This window comes from Actinomycetota bacterium, assembly GCA_009923495.1.
Lineage (GTDB): Bacteria > Actinomycetota > Actinomycetes > S36-B12 > UBA5976 > UBA5976.
This window is the reverse complement of the sequence record RFTJ01000004.1, coordinates 91,792-112,114: the sequence shown is the minus strand read 5'-3', so window position 1 is coordinate 112,114 and position 20,323 is coordinate 91,792. Positions and strand designations below refer to the sequence as shown.

The window sequence follows — 20,323 nt, the reverse complement described above, 5'->3', positions numbered from 1 at the left end:
TTGGTCGCCTGGCCAAAATCAGATTTTCGTAACACATGCCGCACAACATGTTGTAGTACCTACTGTAATACCCAGAATTTAATCGGGAAACCGCTTTCACGCTTATTTCCTGTGATTAAAGGAATATTCCCAGAATTACCGACTCGTACACAAGATTGGGCTGGGCGTCTAGGAAAAGCAGTTTGGGCTGATCCAACACCTTTCGATGCTGGATCAGCCCAAAGCTGATGTGCTAATTACTTAGCAATTTAGCGTGCTGTTGCACTCTTAGCAGTTGATACAGTTCCTGCACCAACACTGTTGACTGCGCGAACCTTGACTGAAACAGTCGTGCTCTTGCTTGCCGTGATGTTGGTTACACCCGCAGCTGCGTCAGTCCAAGTAGCACCATCGTTGGTGGTGTACTGGTACTTCGTAACTGGAGAGTTGGAAGTGTTAGCAGTTGCGCTCAGAGCAGTGATGTTAAGCACTACCTTGCCCGTTGCTGCGGTAACCGTGAAGGTTGGGGCAACAGTAATCGTGCGAACAGTCTTGACTGTTGCAGATGGGCTGTCGGCACCATTGCTTCCCTTAACAGTTACATTGAAAGGTGCGTAACTAGCCGATAGGCCAGTAATAACAACTCTCGATGCAGCCCGCTGCGATGCATTCAACTTAATCCAGTCAGTGCCACCATTTAGTGAGTAGGAGTAACTGGTAAGTGGAGTACCGCCATTAGAAGCAATTGGGATACCGGTGTAGGCAATTGTCAACGTAGTTCCTGAGTAAGAAACAGTTGTCAATGTTGGTGCCTTGGTAGGTGCAGTTGCAGTTGCAGTTACCTTCGTGGTTGAAGCCGCTCCTGCGCCGATTGCGTTAACTGCACGCATCTTTACTGAGTAGCTCTTGCCAGTCTCAAGGTTGTACAAGAAGAGAACGTTACCCTTCTTGGCCCTGATCTCAGCTGCATCGGTGTAAGTTGCCGAGTCGTACGTTGCGTCAAACCAAGTTAGCCCACCATCTAGTGAGTACTGGTAAGCAGCTTCGGTTGCACCAGAGTCCACAGTGCTTGGGATAAATGGAATCCAAAGCGCATCGACACCCTTAGTTGGTGCTGCTGGCATCGTTGGGGCATTTGGCACCCTCGGTGCAACTGAACTTGGGGCTACCTTGCCAGAAGCAGCTGTTGCTGCACCCTTGCCCGCTGAGTTAATTGCCTTAACTGAAGCAGTGTAACCAGTGACTGAAGGGACGTTAACCGCCAATGAAGTTGCAGAGGCTGAAGCGGTAGCTACAACAGCTGCACCAGTGGTTGGGGTCAAAGTAACTTCGTAGCCGGTGTTTGCTGCACCATCTTCAGTTGCTGCATTCCACTTAACAGTGATCTGCTTTGTACCTGAGCGCTGTGCGGTTACCTGATATGGAGCCGCAGGAACGCCCTGACTGCTTGGCTTGTTGACCACGTGTACCCAAACACGATCGTAGTTAGCTACGGCGGTGTTTAGTGGTGACACAGATGGGCTGAACTGAACCTCTGTTGCGGTGCCTGGATTACGAGAATTATCCCAGTAATTCATGGTGCTTGGCGCTGTCGGACGGTTCTCGCCACTGGTGTTGGTGTTCGTCAAAACAAACGTTGCAATACCACTAGCATTTGTTGTCGCAGTCAATGAACCAGAGAAGTCTGCACCATTAGAAATAATGCTCTTTGCCAAGGTAATTGTGCGACCGGCACCAACTGGGGTGCCACCTTCAGCTACCTGATAGCGAAGAACTAACTTGTTTTCAGCGGTTACAAACTTGACCATTGAACGGTTTGAAGGACTATCAGTCCACCATGATGACTTGTCTGACATGCCAACTGTGGTTCCTTCGACAAGACGAATTGTGGTCTTGGCAGGAACTGAGTAGGTAGCAGTAGATACTACGTGTCCCCACAAACGATCGCGGTTACAAGCTGTTGCATTTCCTGCGTCATAGCACTCGGTGTGACGGTCTGAACCAGAGATGTATGGAATGAATTCAAAGGCAACAGTTGCTGTTTCTGAAAGGCTCCAAACATTGCTATTCTGACGTGGCCATTCTGCATTCGAGTTTGAGGTTGCATTGGTGAATGTGAAAGTCACCTTACCGTCAGCATCAGTTGTCTTGGTGCGATCACCAGTTGTCGCAGCATCTGCGTCACCTGACGAAGCCAAGGTCACCTGAGCACCACTTACTGCATTGCCAGCAGTGTCTTTAACGGTGTAGTGGAATGTCCAAGTACCACCAGCTGGCAAGTACTTCACGATATTACGTGAACCATTGCCTTCGCCTTCCCACCAATCGTTACCCTTGCTGTAAACAGCTGAAGGACCGAGATCTGCTGAATCTAGCTTGATGCTGGCCACAGTAGGCGCTGGGGCAGCGGTGCTAGTTGCAGTTGGCGATGGGCTTGGAGCGGTGTAAACCTCGTCATTGAAAATGATGTTGTCAATGTAGAAGATGTCTCCACCATCGGCCTGACCGGCTGATCCATAGCCAAAGCCTGGCATCAAGATCAGGTGATTGTATGCCTTGGTAGCTGGAGTCCAAGTGCTCGCCTGGTATGGACCAGATGCGAAGTCTGCAGTTACGGTTGACCAACCTGGAACAGCGTTGACAAACTTTGTCACACCATTCTGGTCGCCACCGACCTGCAATTTAACTAGAACGTTACGGTCTGAACTTTGTGCATTGTAAACATCAAAGGTGATCTTTGAATGAGTTGCATCTGTAACTAGTCCATGGCCGTTAGAGACTGAGAAGCCACTGTAGCCTTCTGGACCCTTAACGAACTTAAGAGCGTTTCCACCATTTGGTGTTGGTGCGGTATCAATGCCAACGCTTGATACTGGGCCGCTCCAGGTGTTCCAACTGTCAAAAGTACCAGTGGCATCTAGTGCATCGCCATCTGAGTAATTAAGCACTGTTGGAACAGCTACTGCTGCATCGGCATGGGCTGCGGTTGAAACACCTACAGTCATACCTGTTGCCGCGAGTGCGACAAACATGATTGGCGCGATGATTTTACGCATCGCACTCCAAGTTGCTTTCATAAGAAAGGATCCTTCCAATAAGGGTTAATTGAAAGTGATCTGAAGGTCGCAACGTGTACGCAAAGATGAATACCCCATTGGATACATCAAACCACTTGGAGTGCGCACACACATCCTTCATGAATAGTAGGCACTAAATAGGGATGTCCGCAATAGAAAATCACAAAAAATTTACTAAATTTTTCCGAGCAAAAAGCCTGTCAAATAAGGGATATTGGCAAGTGGCCGGCAACTTTGGAGCCGCCGGCCACTTTCTAGGCGCAAATTTGCCTATTTCTAAGGCTTTGCAACGTATGTCTGGGAGAAGGAATACTTCCAGTTGCCAACGGAAATCGTCCAGACTGTTGGCCCTGGTTGGGTCGCCATGAATACCAAGTCTTGGTAATACGTGTAGCCAAAAGTGGTTGTTGCACTAAAACTCGTCGAACTCTTGAAGTCGACAAATGCATCAGCTTTTTGTGCGGCGGATGCCAAAGCACTGAGGCCACCATTTGTTGCCGTGATTTTTACTTCTGGTGCATAGATAAATTGACTACGCAAGTTCTTTAACCGAGTGATATTCAAAGCCGCGACAATTACATCATTCAGCGAGTTCCCTTCTGGATCCAAAGTCATAGCTGGATTTGGCGTTGCATTTGGATCAGCTAGGTTTGCGAAATAGTTGCCTTTGAAATTTGTAGCATTTGGTCCGCGATACGAAATCGGAAATTCTGCTCCACCCAATGGGCACTTGATACTGTTCGTGGTGTTTGGACAGCCGCCGGCAATCGTGATGTCCGATGCAAGTTGGAACCACATTTGATCTGCAACTTCATCAATTTCATTAGAAGTTACATAAACCACGAAACCTACAATTCCGCGAGTCTTCTTGTGCGGTGGATCGGGATTTACATCAACATGTGAGTTAATCTGAGCAACAGTATTTAGATTTTTGGCGGAGAATGTTGCATAGCCCTGCGCATTAGTCCTAATAGTATTTGGATACTTGTTCCACTTTGCCGCACTTCCCTTGAGCGACATTGATAACGGTAAGTTAGGAATCGGGGTACCCCAGATATCTCGGACAAAGAACTTAAGTGCCACCGTAGCGCCAGGTGTATAAGTCTTTGCATACGCCTGCGCATAGTCGTAAGTCTGGCTGCCTTTGAACCAAGGTCGATTGGCTACGCTCCAGTCAAAAGTTTCATCTCTAAAATCAATTCCAGAGCATAGATAGATTGATGGGTTATCCATCTCGCATTGGCGACCTGTCGGGGTGCCAACCAGTTTGATAACTGGTCGCCAGCCTGCCTTTTGCCAAGTTACTACTTGAGGTCCAACAGATAATGTGGAGCGCACAGTTATCGGATTTGTCGTTTGGGCAATGTTGAAGTTCTTGGCTGGCGTATCAAACCAAGTGGTGCCACCATCGGTTGAATACTGATAAACGGTAGTTGCTGGTGCGCCGACAACTGGAACATACGAGATGTTGGTAACCGTCTTTTTAGTCAATGGCTTCTTTTTGATCACCACTTCCTTATCTACAACCGTGGGAGTAACCGTTCCAGTTTGGGTCAAAATGCTCACAACCAAACTGTCGAACTCGGTAGCAGTCTTGGTCAGAGTTACCGTAGCTTGCGCATTTCCTTCATCATCTGTTGTGGTGGTTACTAGGTTGTAATATGTCGGACCATCTGAAAAATTCCGAATTGCAGGGGTAGGCACAGCACTTGCACCTGGTACAGCAACGGAGTAGTTCATTGGTTCGCCGTCTCCGTCGTATCCCTGGAAAACAAAGGAAATTAACTTGTTTGCCTGACCAGCGCCACCGGTGTAGGTGCTGGTAAAAGAATTCCTATCGGTACGAACCCACGCTAAATGATGCTGAGTCTCTGAGTCGTAATCGATCTTGTCCGGCGAAAAGAGATCTCCTGGCTTTTCAACTTTCCATTCGCGATGCCAGTTTTCAAAAACGCCATTCTCGTTTCGGGCGTGCAGATTGCTCCACTTTAAGTCCGAAGCCCACGAAGGCACTGCCTTTGCTGGATTGACTAAGGAAGATAAAACTAAAGCAACTAATGCAGTTGCTATTGCAAGAAACTTTTTATTCATGGCGTGCGCTCATGTCCTCTCAATTTGTAGTCCAGCCCTAAAGAACTGAACCAACAATCGCGCGCACACACGATTACTTACAGCATAACTCGTCTGACCTATGCCTAGCATGCCCAGGAAATACCTAGACAAACCATTGAAATGCCTGTGAAACATCTCAAAATATCGTTCTTTATGTGGTTTCTCGAACCACCAGCGAGGTTTCCAAAAGTCTCGGCTTTGCATCTTCGCCATTTAGTTGCTCAATCATGAGCTCAGCGGCAGCTGCCCCAAGGCCAACAATGTCTTGGCGAATTGTGGTCAGTTGTGGTCGAGCGGTCTGAGCCACGATGCTGTCATCGAAGCCAACCAGTGCAATATCGTCTGGCACCCGAAGGCCACGATCATGAATTGCAGCCATAGCTCCGATTGCCATCAAGTCGTTGGCAGCAAATACAGCATCAATGTTTTCGTTGCGATCAAGCAGTAAGTTCATGGCGGCAAAACCGCTGTCATGCGTGTAATCGCCGTGAGCAATCATTGATGGAGGTACTTCACGGCCCAAGTTCATATGAACTTGTAAGAAGCCAGCCAGACGCTGTGCGCCAGCACTTGCCTCAACTTCGCCGGTGATTGTGGCGATGTGTTTATGCCCTCTATCTATCAAGTGCTGGGTTGCCTGCTTAGCTCCACCAACATTGTCGGTGTCTGCGTGTAAAAACTGCAGGTAAATATCTGGGGTACCGGCCATCACAACAGGTAGCCCTTCTTGTGCTAACTGAAAGACTATTTCTTCGTCATGCACCTGGAAGAAAATTGCTCCATCGACAGTTCCACTATCTAGATAATTTGGGACATTTCCTTCTTTTTTACTGCTTGAGCCCACGATGAGCAGGGTCTGCATATTGTTTTCCATGAGCACTCGGCTAACACCCGAAGTAACGGTTGCCCAGAACGGGTCAGCGAAAATTGACAAGTCATCGTCAATGATTACCGCAATCATGCCAGTGCGCCCAGTTGCTAATGCGCTAGCCGCGCGATTCTTTTTGTAGCCGAGTTTGGCAACTGTTTCTTGAACGCGTCTTGCACGCTCTGGATCGACCCGAACATCACCATTAAGCACCCGTGAAACCGTAGCTTCACTGACCCCAGCTTCGCGAGCAATCTGGGTGTAAGTGAGTTTATTCTGGGTTTTCATAGCCTAATTATGCCAAAGAAATTAGGGCTGGATTGCCATGCGTGCGCTGCTGTTTGATTACATCTTGGTAATACTTCGCACTATTTTTCAGGGTCCGCTCAAGAGTTTTGAAATCTACGTGCACTAGCCCAAATCGCTTTGCGTATCCTTCGGCCCATTCAAAGTTATCCATTAACGACCAAGCGAAGTACGAGGCCACTGGAACTCCATCGGCAATCGCATCCGCGACAGCAGTTAGGTGGGTTTCAAGGTAAGTGACTCGTCGCTCGTCAAAGACAATTCCATCCTCGTCCGGCTCTTCAGGGTAGGCGGCGCCATTTTCTGTAATGGCAATGTTGGTAACCATTGGCCAATCACGATTGATGCGCACTAATAGGTCATACAGACCAGTCGGGGTGATTGGCCAACCCATGTCGGTATGTGGCAGAGGAGCACTGCTATCAAAGTTCACAACGAATGGGAAGTGGCCAGATACTTTATTGGTGAATTGGTCGGGCTTAGGAGCGGAGATGAAATTATCTGAGTAATAATTCACCCCAATAAAATCAGTCTGGGTCTGAATTAACTCTGCATCTCCTGGCAGGAAAACTCTTCCTAGATTTTCACCGAGTTCAGCAACCACTTCACTTGGATACTGACCGTAATACATAGCATCTAACCACCATCGATTCAGGTGTCCGTCTAGCAGCGATTCGACTCTGCGCAACTCTGGGTTGCTTTCATCCGTCACCCGATAGTTAGACATGTTCAAAGCAATGCCTACCTTGAAATCTGGGTTTACAGACTTGATCGCCCGAAGCCCTTGGGCATGAGCAAGAGAGGTGTGATGAGCAGCAGCGATGCTTGCCGCTAGCTCAGTACGGCCCGGGGCATGAACTCCAGCTAAGTATCCAAGCCAGGTGAATACCCAAGGTTCATTCAAGGTAATCCAGTTGGTTACTCGGTCGCCAAATGCCTGCGCGCAAGCTGTTGCATAATCAGCAAAACTTTTCACTATCTCTCGATTGGCCCAACCGCCCTTATCTTCAAGTGCTTGCGGTAAATCCCAGTGGTAAAGGGTAACTATTGGTTCAATGTCATTGGCAAGTAATTCGTTTATCAAGTTGTTGTAGAAGGTAAAACCTCGTTCTTCGCGAACCTGATCACCATTTGGAAATAGGCGTGGCCAAGAGATGGAGAAGCGATAACTAGTTACACCAAGTTCTTTCATGATGGCGATGTCCTCGGGATAACGATGGTAGTGATCACAGGCAACATCGCCAGATTCAGCGTTAACAACTTTTCCTGGGGTAGCGCAGAACGTATCCCAAATACTTGGGCCACGACCATCAGCTGATGTCGCCCCTTCGATTTGGTAACTAGAGGTCGCTACACCCCAGTTAAAGTCTGCTGGAAATTTCATGGTTAACCCTTCACCGCTCCATCCATAACGCCGGTTACTAGGCGCCGACCGACGAAGACGAACAGAAGTAAGAGCGGGGCGGTGGCCATAAAGGAGCCAGCCATAACGATGTTGTAGTCCATGCCGTAGGCCTTAGTGTTCAACTGACTGATTGCCACCTGAAGTGTGAAACGATCTGGCTCTTGGAGAACTAGCAGTGGCATCAAATAATCGTTCCATGAAGCCAAGAAACTAAACAGCCCTAGGACAAATGCGCTTGGCAAAATGGCCGGCACAATCATGCTCCGATAGATGCGCGGGATTGAGGCTCCGTCAATGCTGGCGGCCTCGAGCAATTCGTTCGGAATCTGGGCATCAATAACTTGGCGCATCCAAAAGACACCAAAAGCCGTCACGAGCGCAGGAATAATCAAGGCTTTAAGTTCGTTAATCCAGTTCAATTTTGAAAGCAAAAGGAACATCGGAACAAGGCCAAGTTGACTTGGCATCATCATGGTGCCAATTATGAAAAGAATTAAAGCTTTCTTGCCACGGAATTGTAATTTCGCAAACGCAAAGCCAGCAATTGAGGAAAAGAAAACCTGCGCCGTGGCTACTGACAAACACACAATCAAGGTGTTCAGCATATTGCGACCAAATGGCACTACCTCAAATACTGCCTTGACTTCACGGAAGAAATTATTGCCCGGGATTACTGAGGGTGGGGTCTGTGCAATTACATCTGAGGTGCTCGATGCAACTACAAACATCCAATAGAAAGGGAAGAAGGATAAAAAGGCAACGATTAACAGCATGACGTAACTTACCGGAGACATGCGCTTGTGTCGGGAAGTCTTATTTCGTTTTACCTGACGGGCTGCTGGAGCCTGGGCATCAATTGCTAACTCTGCGCTACTCATTTTTTAGCATCCTCACTAGCGATTCGACGCGTCAGACCAAAATTGATAGCTGAAATAATCAGCACAATTACTGTGATACCGATGCCGATTGCCGCCGCATATCCATAGGCTGTGTACTCCTGAACGTTGCGGAATAAATACAAAGTCAATGTTGAGAATTGTCCGGCTGAACCACCGCTGAGATTTCCGCCAAAAGTTGCTGGTTCAGCAAACACCTGAAGTCCGCCGATAGTTCCAACAATGAGCATGAAGGTTATGGTGTTACGAAGTTGTGGCAAAGTCACATATCGGAATTGTTGCCATCTATTCGCACCATCTAGCGAAGCTGACTCGTAAAGATCATTTGGAATTGCATTCATTGAAGCCAAAAAAATTAGACTGTTGTAGCCGACCCAGCGCCAAGTGATCATTGTTGCAATCGCGATGTGTGATGCAAGAGTGCGTTCCTGCCAATCAATATTGGCAAAACCAAAAATGTGCAGTACATAATTAATCAAGCCATAGTCTCGGCCGAATAATTGGCCGAATACAACAGCAACGGCAACAACCGAAGTGATGTTTGGTACCAAAAATACGGTCTGCCAAAAAAGGCGAAATCGCAATCTTGGATTTCGCAAAATGCTAGCCAGTCCTAACGCCATTGCCATCTGGGGAATGGTGGAAAAGAACCAGATACTGAATGTGTTACGTGTTGACTGCCAGAAAATTGGATCCTGCCAGAGGTTTCGGAAGTTATCGAGACCAACAAAGTTCTGTGTTGAATCCAGTGGCTCCCACCTGAAGAACGCAAGATAAACAGAATACGCAATCGGTAGGAAGCCAAAAATTATGAACATCACAAAGAATGGTGAAATGAAAAGCTGAGACCACCAGTTCTCGGCGCGCTTTGTACTGTTGTTATTAGATCGTTTCCAAGGATTTGTTTGCTTTGGGGCGCGAGTTTTGCGACCTCTCTTCGAGCCGGTTACCGGCTCTTGAGTTAAAGATGCAGCACTCACGAAAGTTCTCCCCAATCCAAGAAATGTCTACGCTGATTAACGATTCAAAGCAGTCTTAATGTCATTCACCGCTTGACTCCAAGCCTGCGAAGTATTCTGCTTCTTAGCTTCGATTCGACCAAGCGCCTGTCCATAAATAGACATGATGGCTCGCTCTTTTGGTCCTTCGTAAATCGGCTTAAGCTTCAACGCGCCAGAAGCATAAATTTTTCCAATTGGTGCGTTTCGGAAGAACGGATCCTTGTAATTCTGAATAGCTGGCTTGTTGTAAAGGACCTTTGCCGATGGGAACAAACCGTATTCTTTAAATACGGTGAGCTGCTGCGCAGGTGCTAAGTACCAGGACATGAACTTCCAGGCTTCTGCCTTGTTAACAGCTGCTTTAGGAATCGTCAATTGGCTGCCACCGATGTTGCCACCGCCGCCAGGCACCTTTGCAACGTCCCATTTGCCTTTAGTCTTTGGCGCGTACTGCTTGATGTAATCAAGCTGCCATGCTGGCGCCAACAAGGTCGCGAAAGTACCCTTGTTCATGCCCGCGTACCAGTCACCTGTGTAAGGCGCAATGCGTGATCCGATTCCAGCAGTTAACGCCTTACCAGTTTGATTGAATGCGTTGCGTACCTGACGATTCTGATAGTCAACCTTGCCTGGTGCCTTGTAGAACTTTTGCGTACCTTGATTCAATACTGCTTGGAAAATTGTTCCAGATGAATCAATGAAGCAAGACTTGGTCTTTGACTTATCTACGCAACGCTTCATTTTTTTGTTGTAAGTTTTTCCAACCTCAATAAATTTGTCCCATGTTGGCCACAATTTGCCAACTGCATCGCGGTTGGTTGGCAATCCCGCTTGCTTGAAAAGATCAACTCGATAGGCAACTTCTAGGCCACCTACATCGGTAGGCAAGCCGATTACTTCGCCACCTTTGCCAGTTCCTTGTGCCCAGCGCCAGCCAACGTAGTTGCCTTTGATCTTGTTTGCGTTGTAAGGAGCTTTACGCAAATCAACAAAGTTTTTTGGGTAGTCGCGGAACAAGCCTGACCAAGATGTTTCAATCGCCGCAATGTCTGGCGTGCGGTGTGCCTGAAACGCAACGATGAGTGCCTGTGCAAGCTGATCAGGTCCGCCCTTATTCGTTGCAACGATTTTGATGTTTGGATGCAACTTCTCGTAACGAGCTTTCATCTTTGGCTCGATGACATTTCCAAACGTCCAAATGTTCAAAGTGATTTTCGGCGCAGCTTTCGCCGGCGCAGCTGCAATCGTGCCAAACAGCAGTGCCGTGGCTACAAAGAGGAATGAAATTTTGGCCACGAAGTTGCGCTGTGCCATGTTATGCTCCTAAAAAGTCTCAAATAGGGCTCCCGATCAAACGCTGTGCGACGGTCAACCGAGAGCCCCACAACCTACCTCGTAGGTTTGAGTTTCCGTGAAAGCGGTTACGAAAGCGATTTCACGGTATGCTGAACCTAACCCGCTTATCCCCCCATTGCAACTGATTTAACCTTTCATAACGAAATTGTTACAATTCAAATGTGTGGTGGTTAGGGTAGTCGGGAAAACCAATAATGCAGTCGTAATTTTCATCTTGTGCGGGTAGATAATTCGGTGCTTATGCTTACTGAATCACAATGAAAGGTTTTACCTTGATGAAGTCTCCCCGCCGCTCCGTAATTGGCGCAATCGCGATTGTGGTTGCCTTGCCTTTGCTAATTGCCCCGAGTGTTAATTCAGCTGCAGCGACTTCCGGTAAAACTGCTGCAGTTAAATCGAGCTACAAACTCCTTTGGAAAGAGGAGTTCAATGGCAAGACTCGTGCTTGGCCCAATGAGAACATTTGGAATTACGACATTGGAAACAATGGCGGCTGGGGAAATAACGAGAACGAGTACTACACCATGTCTAATGCGCGAACAGATTGTGGTGCGATAACGAAAACTGTCAAAGGAAAGAAGAAAACTGTTTGCACTGGAAACGGATCACTAGTCATCACAGCAAACAAGATTCCGCCTGACAGCATTGAAGCTGATAGTTGTGCTAATTGCTCATTCTTCAGCGCACGTTTGAACACTCAGGGCAAATTAGGTTTCAAATATGGTCGAATCGAAGCTCGGATCAAGATGCCCAAAGGTGATGGCACATGGCCAGCATTGTGGCTCCTAGGTAAAAACATCAACAGAGTGAACTGGCCGACCTGCGGTGAAATCGACATTGTTGAAGTTGGCACTGATCCATACGTTGCCAATAGCACAATTCACGGGCCGGTTAACTTTGGCGCTGGCGGCATTACTAATGGCGGTAAGCAAGTTGATTCACCGCTGTATGAGGGTTATCACGTGTTCCGAATGGATTGGTTCCCAACAAAGTTTGTGTTCTACCTAGATGGCGTACCGCATTACACCTTGACCCGATCTGAAGTAACTGGCGCGGCTTATAACGGAAGATGGGTTTACGACCAAGAATTCTTCCTAATCTTGAACTTGGCCATGGGTGGAAACTATGTAGGTGGCACTCCAGATCCGATGTTGAAGTCAGCTCAAATGAAGGTGGACTACATTCGCTACTTCCAGATCAAGCAGGGCAGCAAGACGTTCGGCAAGTTGTACCGCTACTAAATTATTCATTCACTTGCCTGATTAATTTATGAGCGATAGTAAAGACGATGCACTGAATCTGTCCCTACTTTGGGGACAAGAATTTGACGGTCCAACTGGAGTACGTCCAGATTCCGATAACTATTGGAACTACGACATCGGAACTGGTTCAGATGGCTGGGGCAATCAAGAGCACGAGTACTACACCGATCAAAATGCAACTTTTGATGGTTCGGGCAACCTAGTTATTCGGGCAGAGCGACTTTCTGATGGTGACCCACTTGCAAGCGGTGATCCTCGGGTTGAATTTTATAGTTCGCGATTAAACACCAAGGACAAGGTGCACTTTAAGTACGGTCGAATTGAGGCAAGGATTAAAATGCCTAACGGCCAAGGCAGTTGGCCAGCGTTTTGGATGCTGGGAGCAAGGATTGCAGAGGTTGGCTGGCCTGCGTGCGGGGAGATCGACATCATCGAAGTTGGCGACATTAAGAATGAGGTTGTTGCCAGCTTGCACGGTCCCGGTTACTTTGGTGATAATCCACTTACTAATCGAGTGCTAGTTGAAGACACCTTGACTGATGAGTTTCATACTTACGCAATAAATTGGTTGCCCGGGGAAATTGAGTGGTTTGTTGATGGGCAGTCAATTTCAAAAAAATCAAAACTAGATGCCCAGGGCTATGGAAGTGAATGGGTTTTTGATCAACCATTTTTCATTCTGATAAATCTGGCGATGGGTGGGGTTTTCGTTCCTAACGGCATTGATCCAAAGTTACTCAGCGCTGAACTTTCAATCGATTACATTCGGCATTACTCAATTGATGGAATTGGCGAAGTTAATCTATGCGGTGCGCGAGAGGGGACTTGAACCCCTACACCCTTGCGGGCACTGGCACCTGAAGCCAGCGCGTCTGCCAATTCCGCCACTCGCGCGTACCTGCGAAACGCTACCACCCAGGCATAAATGTGAGCAAAGTTGCCGTATCAGTACCCAGATAACTTAAACATTGCCAAGTAACATGGATATGTACAGATGCCTAGGTCTTGGGGGTGCGATATGGGTTTGTTGGACTCCCTTGAGGCTCGGCTAGACAAACTGGTAAACGGCTCGTTTTCTAAAGCCTTCAAAGCTGGGATTGAACCCACAGAATTAGGCGCGATGCTTCAGCAAGAGCTAGATGCCAAGGCTACTGAAATAGCCGGACGACTTACCGTGCCAAATATCTTCATCATCGACCTGGGGACTCAGGATTATCAACGCCTTGAAGCATATCTAATTCCGCTTGGAGTTGAGTTAGCCAAGTTAGCTACCGATTATTCAGCTGAGCAGAACTATGTGGCGCAATCAAATATGAACATCACCTTCCGCCATGATGCCAATTTGGGAACTGGGATGTTCCGAGTGAATAGCACAACCGGACTTGCTGCTGCGCCAAATGTGGACAGGGGTGCGCCAGTGATTTCCGTAGATATGGTCTCGGATTCTACGCCACCGTACTTAATCACTGTTTCTGGCGAAAAATTCTTGCTAACGCAATCGGTGACAAAAGTTGGTCGTGGCGACCAAGCAGAAATTAAAATTGATGATCCAGGAATAAGTCGACTGCACTGTGCAATTGTTTTGGGCTCTGAGACGATGGTTCGTGATTTGGGCTCAACAAATGGAACTATGGTCGATGGGAGAACCATTTCCGAAACAGTTCTTTTAGAAGGTTCAATCATAAAAATTGGAAGCACCACCTTAACGTTCTCGAGTAAATAAATGTCTGAAATAGTAGTCAGCCTGCTTCGAGTGGTCTTCTTATTGACCCTATGGTGGTTTGTTTGGCAAGTTGTTCGAATCGTGCGCAGCGATTTGCAAGCACCCCGTGACGCTAAACCATTAACACCTGCCAGAACTATTCGATTGCCAAATCCAAGGCCGGCGCTTAGAACTAAAAAGTCGTTCACCAATATTGTGATTACTGAGGGTCCATTAAGTGGAACGGTCGTTCCACTAGGCACTTCACCAATCCTGATCGGACGCGCGCCAGATGCGACGATTGTTTTAGATGATGACTTCGTTAGTAACCAACACACTCGTTTAGTGCCCAGGGAATCGCACTGGATTGTCGAAGATCTTGGTTCAACAAACGGGACCTGGATTGATCGAGATAAAGTTACAACTCCTACCGTGCTGATGCCCGGGGCAAAGTTACGAATTGGCCGCACTTGTTTGGAACTTAGTTCATGAGTGAACTATCTCTTCGTTTCGTGGGACGCTCTGAGATTGGAAAAGTCCGCAAGAACAATGAAGACAGTGGATACGCAGCAGCAAATCTGCTGGTCGTTGCTGATGGAATGGGTGGCCACTCTGCTGGGGAATTAGCTAGTGCTGCAACGGTGGCTGCAGTTGTCGCTGCCTGCGAGAGTTCTACCGAAGTTGCAGAACTGCTTGAGTTGCTCAGTGAAGCTGTTATCACTTCTGGTGAATACATTGCTGATGTCGTATCTAGCAATCGAGAACTCACCGGCATGGGAACAACGCTGACTGCAATCGGTATGCGTGGAGATCGAATTGCAATGGCACATGTCGGTGACTCGCGTGGTTACCTGATGCGCGATGGCGAACTCCAGCAAATAACTAAAGATCATACTTATGTGCAAACTTTGGTTGACTCCGGTGAGATTACTGCGCAGGAAGCAAGCACACACCCGCGTCGCAATTTACTGATGCGCGCAATCGATGGAATTCATGCCGTAGAGCCAGATCTGTCAGTTCGCGAAGCTCGCTTAGGTGATCGTCTGATGTTATGTAGTGACGGACTATGTGGCATGGTATCCGACGAAGTAATTTCGCAGGCAATGTTGCTTAGCGATCCAACACAAACCGTTACTGAACTCATAGATAGTGCGATGGAAGCCGGCGGGCCAGACAACATAACGGTGATCGTTGCTGATGTTGTGGTTAGCGGACCAAAAGTAGATCCGGTGCTAATCGGTGCGGCAATAGAAAATGAAACTCAGGTACGACTGCCAGCAATAGAGTTTCCCGAGGAACTTCCTGAATCGAATAGTTCGCTTGCAGTTGATAAAAATATTCAAGCCCGCAAACGAAATTGGCTTAAACCGGTTATTGCGACCTTGCTAACCAGTCTTGGAGTTTTCATATCTGCGACATGGTGGCTTGCTAACCAGTGGTATTTGGCTGAATACCAGCCAACAAAAGTGGTTGCGGTTTACCAAGGAATACCGACTGCAGGACTCTCGAGATTGATTGATGTTTCCGATTTACCAATCAGTGAATTGCCTAAGTTTGAGCAGCAGCAAATCTTGAATACTGTAGATGTGGCTACTTACTCTGAAGCACTTGACAGTTTGAAACGCCTAAAGACTCGCGCACTACTTTGCCAACAAGTTCCTGCTCCTGCTGGCTGTGGGGAAGTTACCAAATGACCCAAGTTCGCGCCCGAAAAATTTCGACGCGTCGCTCTGCTGAAGGTTCAGCTCTGGTGCTTGCTTGGCTAATCGGGGCTTTCGCTTGGGTGCTTGTTGACTTAGCGACCGATAACGATCCAACTTCAGCCATAGTTCCATTGTTGATCGTAGGTGGACTGCTGCTCATTGCACATGTGACTGTGCGGTGGCAGGCTCCGTACGCAGACCCAGTGATACTTCCAACTGTGGCCATGTTAAACCTTTTAGGTTTGGCAATGATTCATCGGTTGGATGTAGCAAACCAACGCCTGGCAGAAGTTAAAGGCACAAAAAGTCCAACTCCAGATGTGTATCTGCAGATAACTTGGCTGGCTGTTGGCTTGTTGCTTTTTTGTTCGGTGCTTTGGCTTGTAGGGGACCATAGAAGACTGCAGAAACTTACTTTTACCTGTGGTGTTGCCGGAGTGGTTTTACTTTTCTTACCGCTGATTCCTGGCTTAGGTGTTGAGATCAATGGCGCTCGACTATGGATTAACCTTGCTATTTTCACCATTCAACCAGGCGAAGTCGCAAAAATCCTGCTTACTATTTTCTTTGCCGGATTTCTGGTAACTCGCCGACATTCGCTCGCCCTAATTAGTAGCAAGGTAATTGGGATTGGGCTTCCGCGACCTAAAGATGCCGGACCCCTTTTAGTTGTTTGGTTGGCCGCCTTATTGGTTTTGATTTTGGAACGCGATCTTGGTACCTCGCTACTAATTTTTGGGCTTTTCGTAGTCGTTCTCTATGTTTCTACAGGTAGACGTAGTTGGGTGATTCTGGGTGCGACTTTATTATCGGCGAGCAGTTTGCTTGCTTACCAGGCTTTCGGACATGTTCGAATCAGATTCAGTGTTTGGCTTGATCCTTTCAGTCAGAGCACCGATAACGGATACCAAATTGTTCAATCACTGTATGGATTCGCTAACGGTGGTGTTTTTGGAACTGGCTGGGGTCGCGGCTACCCACAACTAGTTCCCTTTGCAAAGACGGACTTTATTACTTCCGCGCTTGGTGAAGAACTAGGTTTGACTGGATTGATTGCAATAATTCTTCTTTACATTCTGTTAATTGAACGTGGGGCTCGGGCAGCAGTTGCTACTCGCGATCAATTCGGAAACCTATTGGCAATGGGCTTGACTGCCACAATTGGTTTGCAAACATTTATCGTCATCGGTGGAGTGACGCGGTTGATTCCGTTGACCGGCTTAACTACGCCATTTCTTTCATATGGAGGTTCTTCGCTGGTTGCCAACTACATATTGGTGGCCCTACTGCTGAGAATTTCTAATGCCGCCAGAAAACCTGAATCTTCTGATTTATCTGTTGTTGGGCTCGCACAATGACTCGGCAAATTAATCGGGTAACTCTTATTTTGATTTTTCTGATGCTTGCTTTAATTGCCAATCTGTCCTACATTCAATTCTTTAATTCCGGCGAGCTTCGAAACCGGCCAGGAAATCAGCGCGTGCTTTTGGCTGAGTATTCCAAACAGCGAGGTCCTATTCTGATTAACTCAGAGCCAGTTGCTCAATCAGTTGCCACTAATGATTCTTTGAAATATCTGCGAAGCTATAAAGATCCAAAAATATTTGCTCCGATCACCGGTTTTTACTCTCTCATTTACGGAGCAACTGGAATTGAGGCGCGAGAAAATGACGTACTCTCCGGAAGTGATAATCGATTTTTTGTAGATCGTCTGCAACAACTCTTCGCCAATCGGCAACCACAGGGCGGTGCAGTTGAGCTAACCATAAATCCGCAAGCACAAGCAGTTGCTATGAAGGCGCTTGGTAATCGAACTGGCGCAGTCGTCGCGATAAATCCAAGTACCGGCGAGATTTTGGCGCTGGCTAGTTCACCTTCTTATGATCCGAATCGGCTCTCGAGTCACGACACGCAAAAGATGCAGAACTACTACAACTTGTTGCTCAATAACTCCAAACAGCCCTTGCTCAATAGGCCGCTGGCCATGACTCTGCCACCTGGTTCGACTTTTAAATTAGTTACTGCGGCTGCCGCACTTGAATCAGGAAAGTTCAGCTCAAACTCGCAAATACCTGGGCCAGCAACAATCGCCCTGCCTGGTTCATCGCACCGACTGGGGAACTGGAACAAGAGTTCTTGCGGAGCTGGTGGCATGACTACGTTAGATAGTGCGCTTTCAATTTCGTGTAACACGGCATTTGCCTGGCTTGGAATGAAACTTGGCGAATCTGCCATTTCAGAGCAAGCCCGAAAGTTCGGATTTGGAACTTCATTTAATGTCCCAATGACGGTAGCAACGAGCAAATATCCAACCGGCATGGATGAAGCACAAACGGCAATGAGCTCCATTGGGCAATTTGATGTCCAGGCGACAGCACTGCAAATGGCAATGGTAAGTGCTGCGATTGGTAACGACGGACTAGTAATGACACCATTTTTGGTAAAGCAAGTACTGGGACCTAACCTTAAAGTTTTAGAAAGTACGCAGCCTACTGAATTTGGCAGAGCGATGAGCGTAGGTAATGCTCGGACCTTAGGAACAATGATGACCCATGTGGTCGACCGAGGAACCGGATCTAATGCGCGAATTTATGGAATCGCCGTGGGTGGAAAGACCGGCACTGCTGAGACCAGGCCTGGTACACCAGCCCACGCGTGGTTTGTCGGTGTCGCGCCGGCACAAAGTGCGCGAGTTGCTGTTGCAGTGGTACTGCAAAATGGTGGAGGCGCTACAGAAATCAGTGGAAATGGCCTAGCTGCTCCGATTGCCAAAGCCGTAATGGAAGCGATTTTGGGCAAGTAGTTAATCCAACATTGAGTGTGCGCTGTGCATGGCATTGCCTGATAGTGAACAATAGAAGCACAGACCTAAGTTTCTTGGGATAAGGGGAAGAAATCGATGCATATCACGCACCTAAATGATCGATATGAAGTTGGTCAGGTAATTGGTCGTGGCGGAATGGCCGAAGTGCACGAAGGCGTTGATACTCGGTTAAATCGTCGAGTCGCTATTAAAATTCTACGTCCAGACTTAGCAAGAGATCCACTTTTTCAAGATCGCTTTCGGCGTGAAGCACATGCCGCGGCCGGATTGAATCATCCAAACGTTGTCGCTGTTTACGATAGCGGTGAACAACAAGTTGAAGGCGTCTCTGTGCCATACATCGTTATGGAATACGTTGACGGCGTAACATTGCGCCACCTACTAACTAACGGTCCGCGCATTATGCCGGAGCGAAGCCTCGAGATAACCGCAGGAATTCTGGCTGCCCTCGATTACGCACATCGGCATGGAATTGTACATCGCGACATTAAGCCAGCAAATATCATGATTAATGCTCATGGCGATGCGAAGGTTATGGATTTTGGAATTGCCCGAGCCATTAGTGACATCGCAACTTCGACAACTTCTTCAAGTGCAGTGATGGGTACTGCCCAGTACCTCTCGCCTGAGCAGGCGCGGGGTGAAGTAGTTGATGCTAGAAGTGATATTTATGCGGCTGGCTGTGTAATGTATGAACTTCTGACAGGACGTCCGCCATTCACTGGTGAAACTGCGGTATCGATCGCATATCAACACGTCAACGAACTTGCTAAACCACCTTCACATGTGGATAGCGCAATCTCGACAACATTAGACGCCATTGTCCTTCACTCTTTGGCCAAACATCCATCTCAGCGTTATCAAACTGCGGCCGAGATGCGCTCCGATGTTGAACGAGCTATGGCTGGATTACCTATTGCTGTGGCAGTTGCTGCAGCTGAAGTGGTAAATGTTCCTACAGTTGCAATACCACTTGCCGACACTGCAGTGCTACCTCGGGTCAATGAGGTGGTTACTGCACCTAAATCACCTGCTCAGCCAAAGAGGGGTAGATGGGTTGCATTTGGCTTACTTGCCGCACTAGCAATAGGTGCCATGGTTTTTGGCTGGACCAAACTAAATTCTGGTGGTGCCAGTGTTCAGGCTCCAACTTTGGTTGGTTTAACCATTGAGCAGGCTAAAACAAAACTAAGTGAAGCGAAATTGGTGCTAGGGACCCAGACTCCGCAAAACGATCCGAGTGCACCCCTTGGCTCAATCCTTAGCCAGAAACCTGAAGCTGGAACCTCTCTAACAGAAGGCTCGGCAATTGATGTGGTCTTTAGTGCTGGTGCTGCTAAGGCAACAGTTCCCGATCTAAAGGATGCTAAATCTGAAGATGACGCGAATAAAACACTTGGCGACGCCGGCTTGAAACTTGGAAAAATTATCCTGAAGGATAGTCCGACCAACATAGATGTACCACCTGCCGGCACAGTTTTAAGTCAGAGTCCTGCTGCACAAACCTCTGTTGAAGCTGGTAGTTCTGTTGATGTCACCATCTCTTCCGGAAAAGTTACTGTCCCGTATGTAGTAGGAGAAACCAAGACTCAGGCGAATAACGATCTAGTTAATTCTGGCTTTAATGTGCAGGTAATTTTTGAGCCACATTGGGATAAACCCGATGGCATTGTTCTGGCACAGACTCCGGGTAAGGGGCAGGGAGGTGCTCCTGGCAGTAAAGTCACGCTGACGGTCTCCAAACTCGTACCTAAGCCAACGCAAAGCCCTACTCCATCAGTGAGCCCATCTGCGTCAACGTCGCCCGTCCCATAATTTTAGGTTTAGGTTTA

15 protein-coding genes and 1 tRNA gene are annotated in these 20,323 nt (G+C 47.7%); 8 read left to right on the top strand and 8 right to left on the bottom strand.

Translation table 11 applies throughout. The features are described 5' to 3' along the window. Positions 1-248: 248 nt before the first annotated feature. The 7 genes from EBS36_03085 to EBS36_03055 form a co-directional block, all read right to left on the bottom strand. Positions 249-3,056, bottom strand: coding sequence for a fibronectin type III domain-containing protein (locus tag EBS36_03085; GenBank protein ID NBU32139.1), 2,808 nt, complete (start codon positions 3,054-3,056; stop codon positions 249-251). Between the two features lie 276 nt (positions 3,057-3,332). After that, positions 3,333-5,147, bottom strand: a complete 1,815-nt coding sequence (locus EBS36_03080) for a hypothetical protein (protein ID NBU32138.1) — start codon at positions 5,145-5,147, stop codon at positions 3,333-3,335. Positions 5,148-5,319: 172 nt separating this feature from the next. Next, entirely contained in the window at positions 5,320-6,324 is a 1,005-nt protein-coding gene (locus tag EBS36_03075) for a LacI family transcriptional regulator (GenBank protein ID NBU32137.1), read from the bottom strand. A gap of 7 nt (positions 6,325-6,331) precedes the next feature. Then, positions 6,332-7,726, bottom strand: a complete 1,395-nt coding sequence (locus EBS36_03070; protein ID NBU32136.1) for a beta-glucosidase — start codon at positions 7,724-7,726, stop codon at positions 6,332-6,334. A 2-nt stretch (positions 7,727-7,728) separates the two neighbouring features. Beyond that, positions 7,729-8,625 (bottom strand): carbohydrate ABC transporter permease, encoded by an 897-nt coding sequence (locus tag EBS36_03065; protein ID NBU32135.1) that lies wholly within the window; start codon positions 8,623-8,625, stop codon positions 7,729-7,731. Beyond that, complete coding sequence (locus EBS36_03060) at positions 8,622-9,623, bottom strand: sugar ABC transporter permease (GenBank protein NBU32134.1); 1,002 nt, start codon at positions 9,621-9,623, stop codon at positions 8,622-8,624. Before EBS36_03060 ends, EBS36_03065 begins: the two co-directional genes overlap by 4 nt. A gap of 36 nt (positions 9,624-9,659) precedes the next feature. After that, entirely contained in the window at positions 9,660-10,958 is a 1,299-nt protein-coding gene (locus tag EBS36_03055) for an extracellular solute-binding protein (protein NBU32133.1), read from the bottom strand. Between the two features lie 299 nt (positions 10,959-11,257). Here EBS36_03055 and EBS36_03050 point away from each other — a divergent pair, with 299 nt between their 5' ends. Both EBS36_03050 and EBS36_03045 read left to right on the top strand, forming a co-directional pair. Further along, positions 11,258-12,241: a glycoside hydrolase family 16 protein gene (locus EBS36_03050; protein NBU32132.1), complete on the top strand. Its 984-nt coding sequence runs from the start codon at positions 11,258-11,260 to the stop codon at positions 12,239-12,241. Between the two features lie 28 nt (positions 12,242-12,269). Next, positions 12,270-13,091, top strand: a complete 822-nt coding sequence (locus tag EBS36_03045) for a glycoside hydrolase family 16 protein (protein ID NBU32131.1) — start codon at positions 12,270-12,272, stop codon at positions 13,089-13,091. Here the strand turns inward: EBS36_03045 and EBS36_03040 are convergent. Next, positions 13,070-13,156: transfer RNA gene (locus tag EBS36_03040), tRNA-Leu, on the bottom strand. The two genes, EBS36_03045 and EBS36_03040, sit on opposite strands and share 22 nt — an antisense overlap. A 100-nt stretch (positions 13,157-13,256) precedes the next feature. Between EBS36_03040 and EBS36_03035 the strand changes: the two genes are divergently transcribed. The 6 genes from EBS36_03035 (at position 13,257) to pknB (ending at position 20,306) form a co-directional block, all read left to right on the top strand. Continuing rightward, positions 13,257-13,985 carry a DUF2662 domain-containing protein gene (locus tag EBS36_03035; GenBank protein NBU32130.1) on the top strand — a complete coding sequence of 243 codons (729 nt, stop codon included), beginning with the start codon at positions 13,257-13,259 and terminating at the stop codon, positions 13,983-13,985. Continuing rightward, a complete protein-coding gene (locus EBS36_03030) occupies positions 13,986-14,456 on the top strand; it encodes an FHA domain-containing protein (GenBank protein NBU32129.1) in 471 nt (156 codons plus the stop codon). It begins immediately after the preceding gene. After that, the gene (locus tag EBS36_03025; GenBank protein ID NBU32128.1) at positions 14,453-15,658 is read left to right on the top strand and encodes a Stp1/IreP family PP2C-type Ser/Thr phosphatase; all 1,206 of its coding nucleotides are present in this window, start codon (positions 14,453-14,455) and stop codon (positions 15,656-15,658) included. The genes EBS36_03030 and EBS36_03025 overlap by 4 nt, the downstream gene beginning before the upstream one ends. Further along, a complete protein-coding gene (locus tag EBS36_03020) occupies positions 15,655-17,025 on the top strand; it encodes an FtsW/RodA/SpoVE family cell cycle protein (protein ID NBU32127.1) in 1,371 nt (456 codons plus the stop codon). The genes EBS36_03025 and EBS36_03020 overlap by 4 nt, the downstream gene beginning before the upstream one ends. After that, positions 17,022-18,470 (top strand): penicillin-binding protein 2, encoded by a 1,449-nt coding sequence (locus tag EBS36_03015; GenBank protein NBU32126.1) that lies wholly within the window; start codon positions 17,022-17,024, stop codon positions 18,468-18,470. Before EBS36_03020 ends, EBS36_03015 begins: the two co-directional genes overlap by 4 nt. Positions 18,471-18,566: 96 nt before the next feature. Next, positions 18,567-20,306: a Stk1 family PASTA domain-containing Ser/Thr kinase gene (pknB, locus tag EBS36_03010; protein NBU32125.1), complete on the top strand. Its 1,740-nt coding sequence runs from the start codon at positions 18,567-18,569 to the stop codon at positions 20,304-20,306. Positions 20,307-20,323 lie beyond the last annotated feature (17 nt).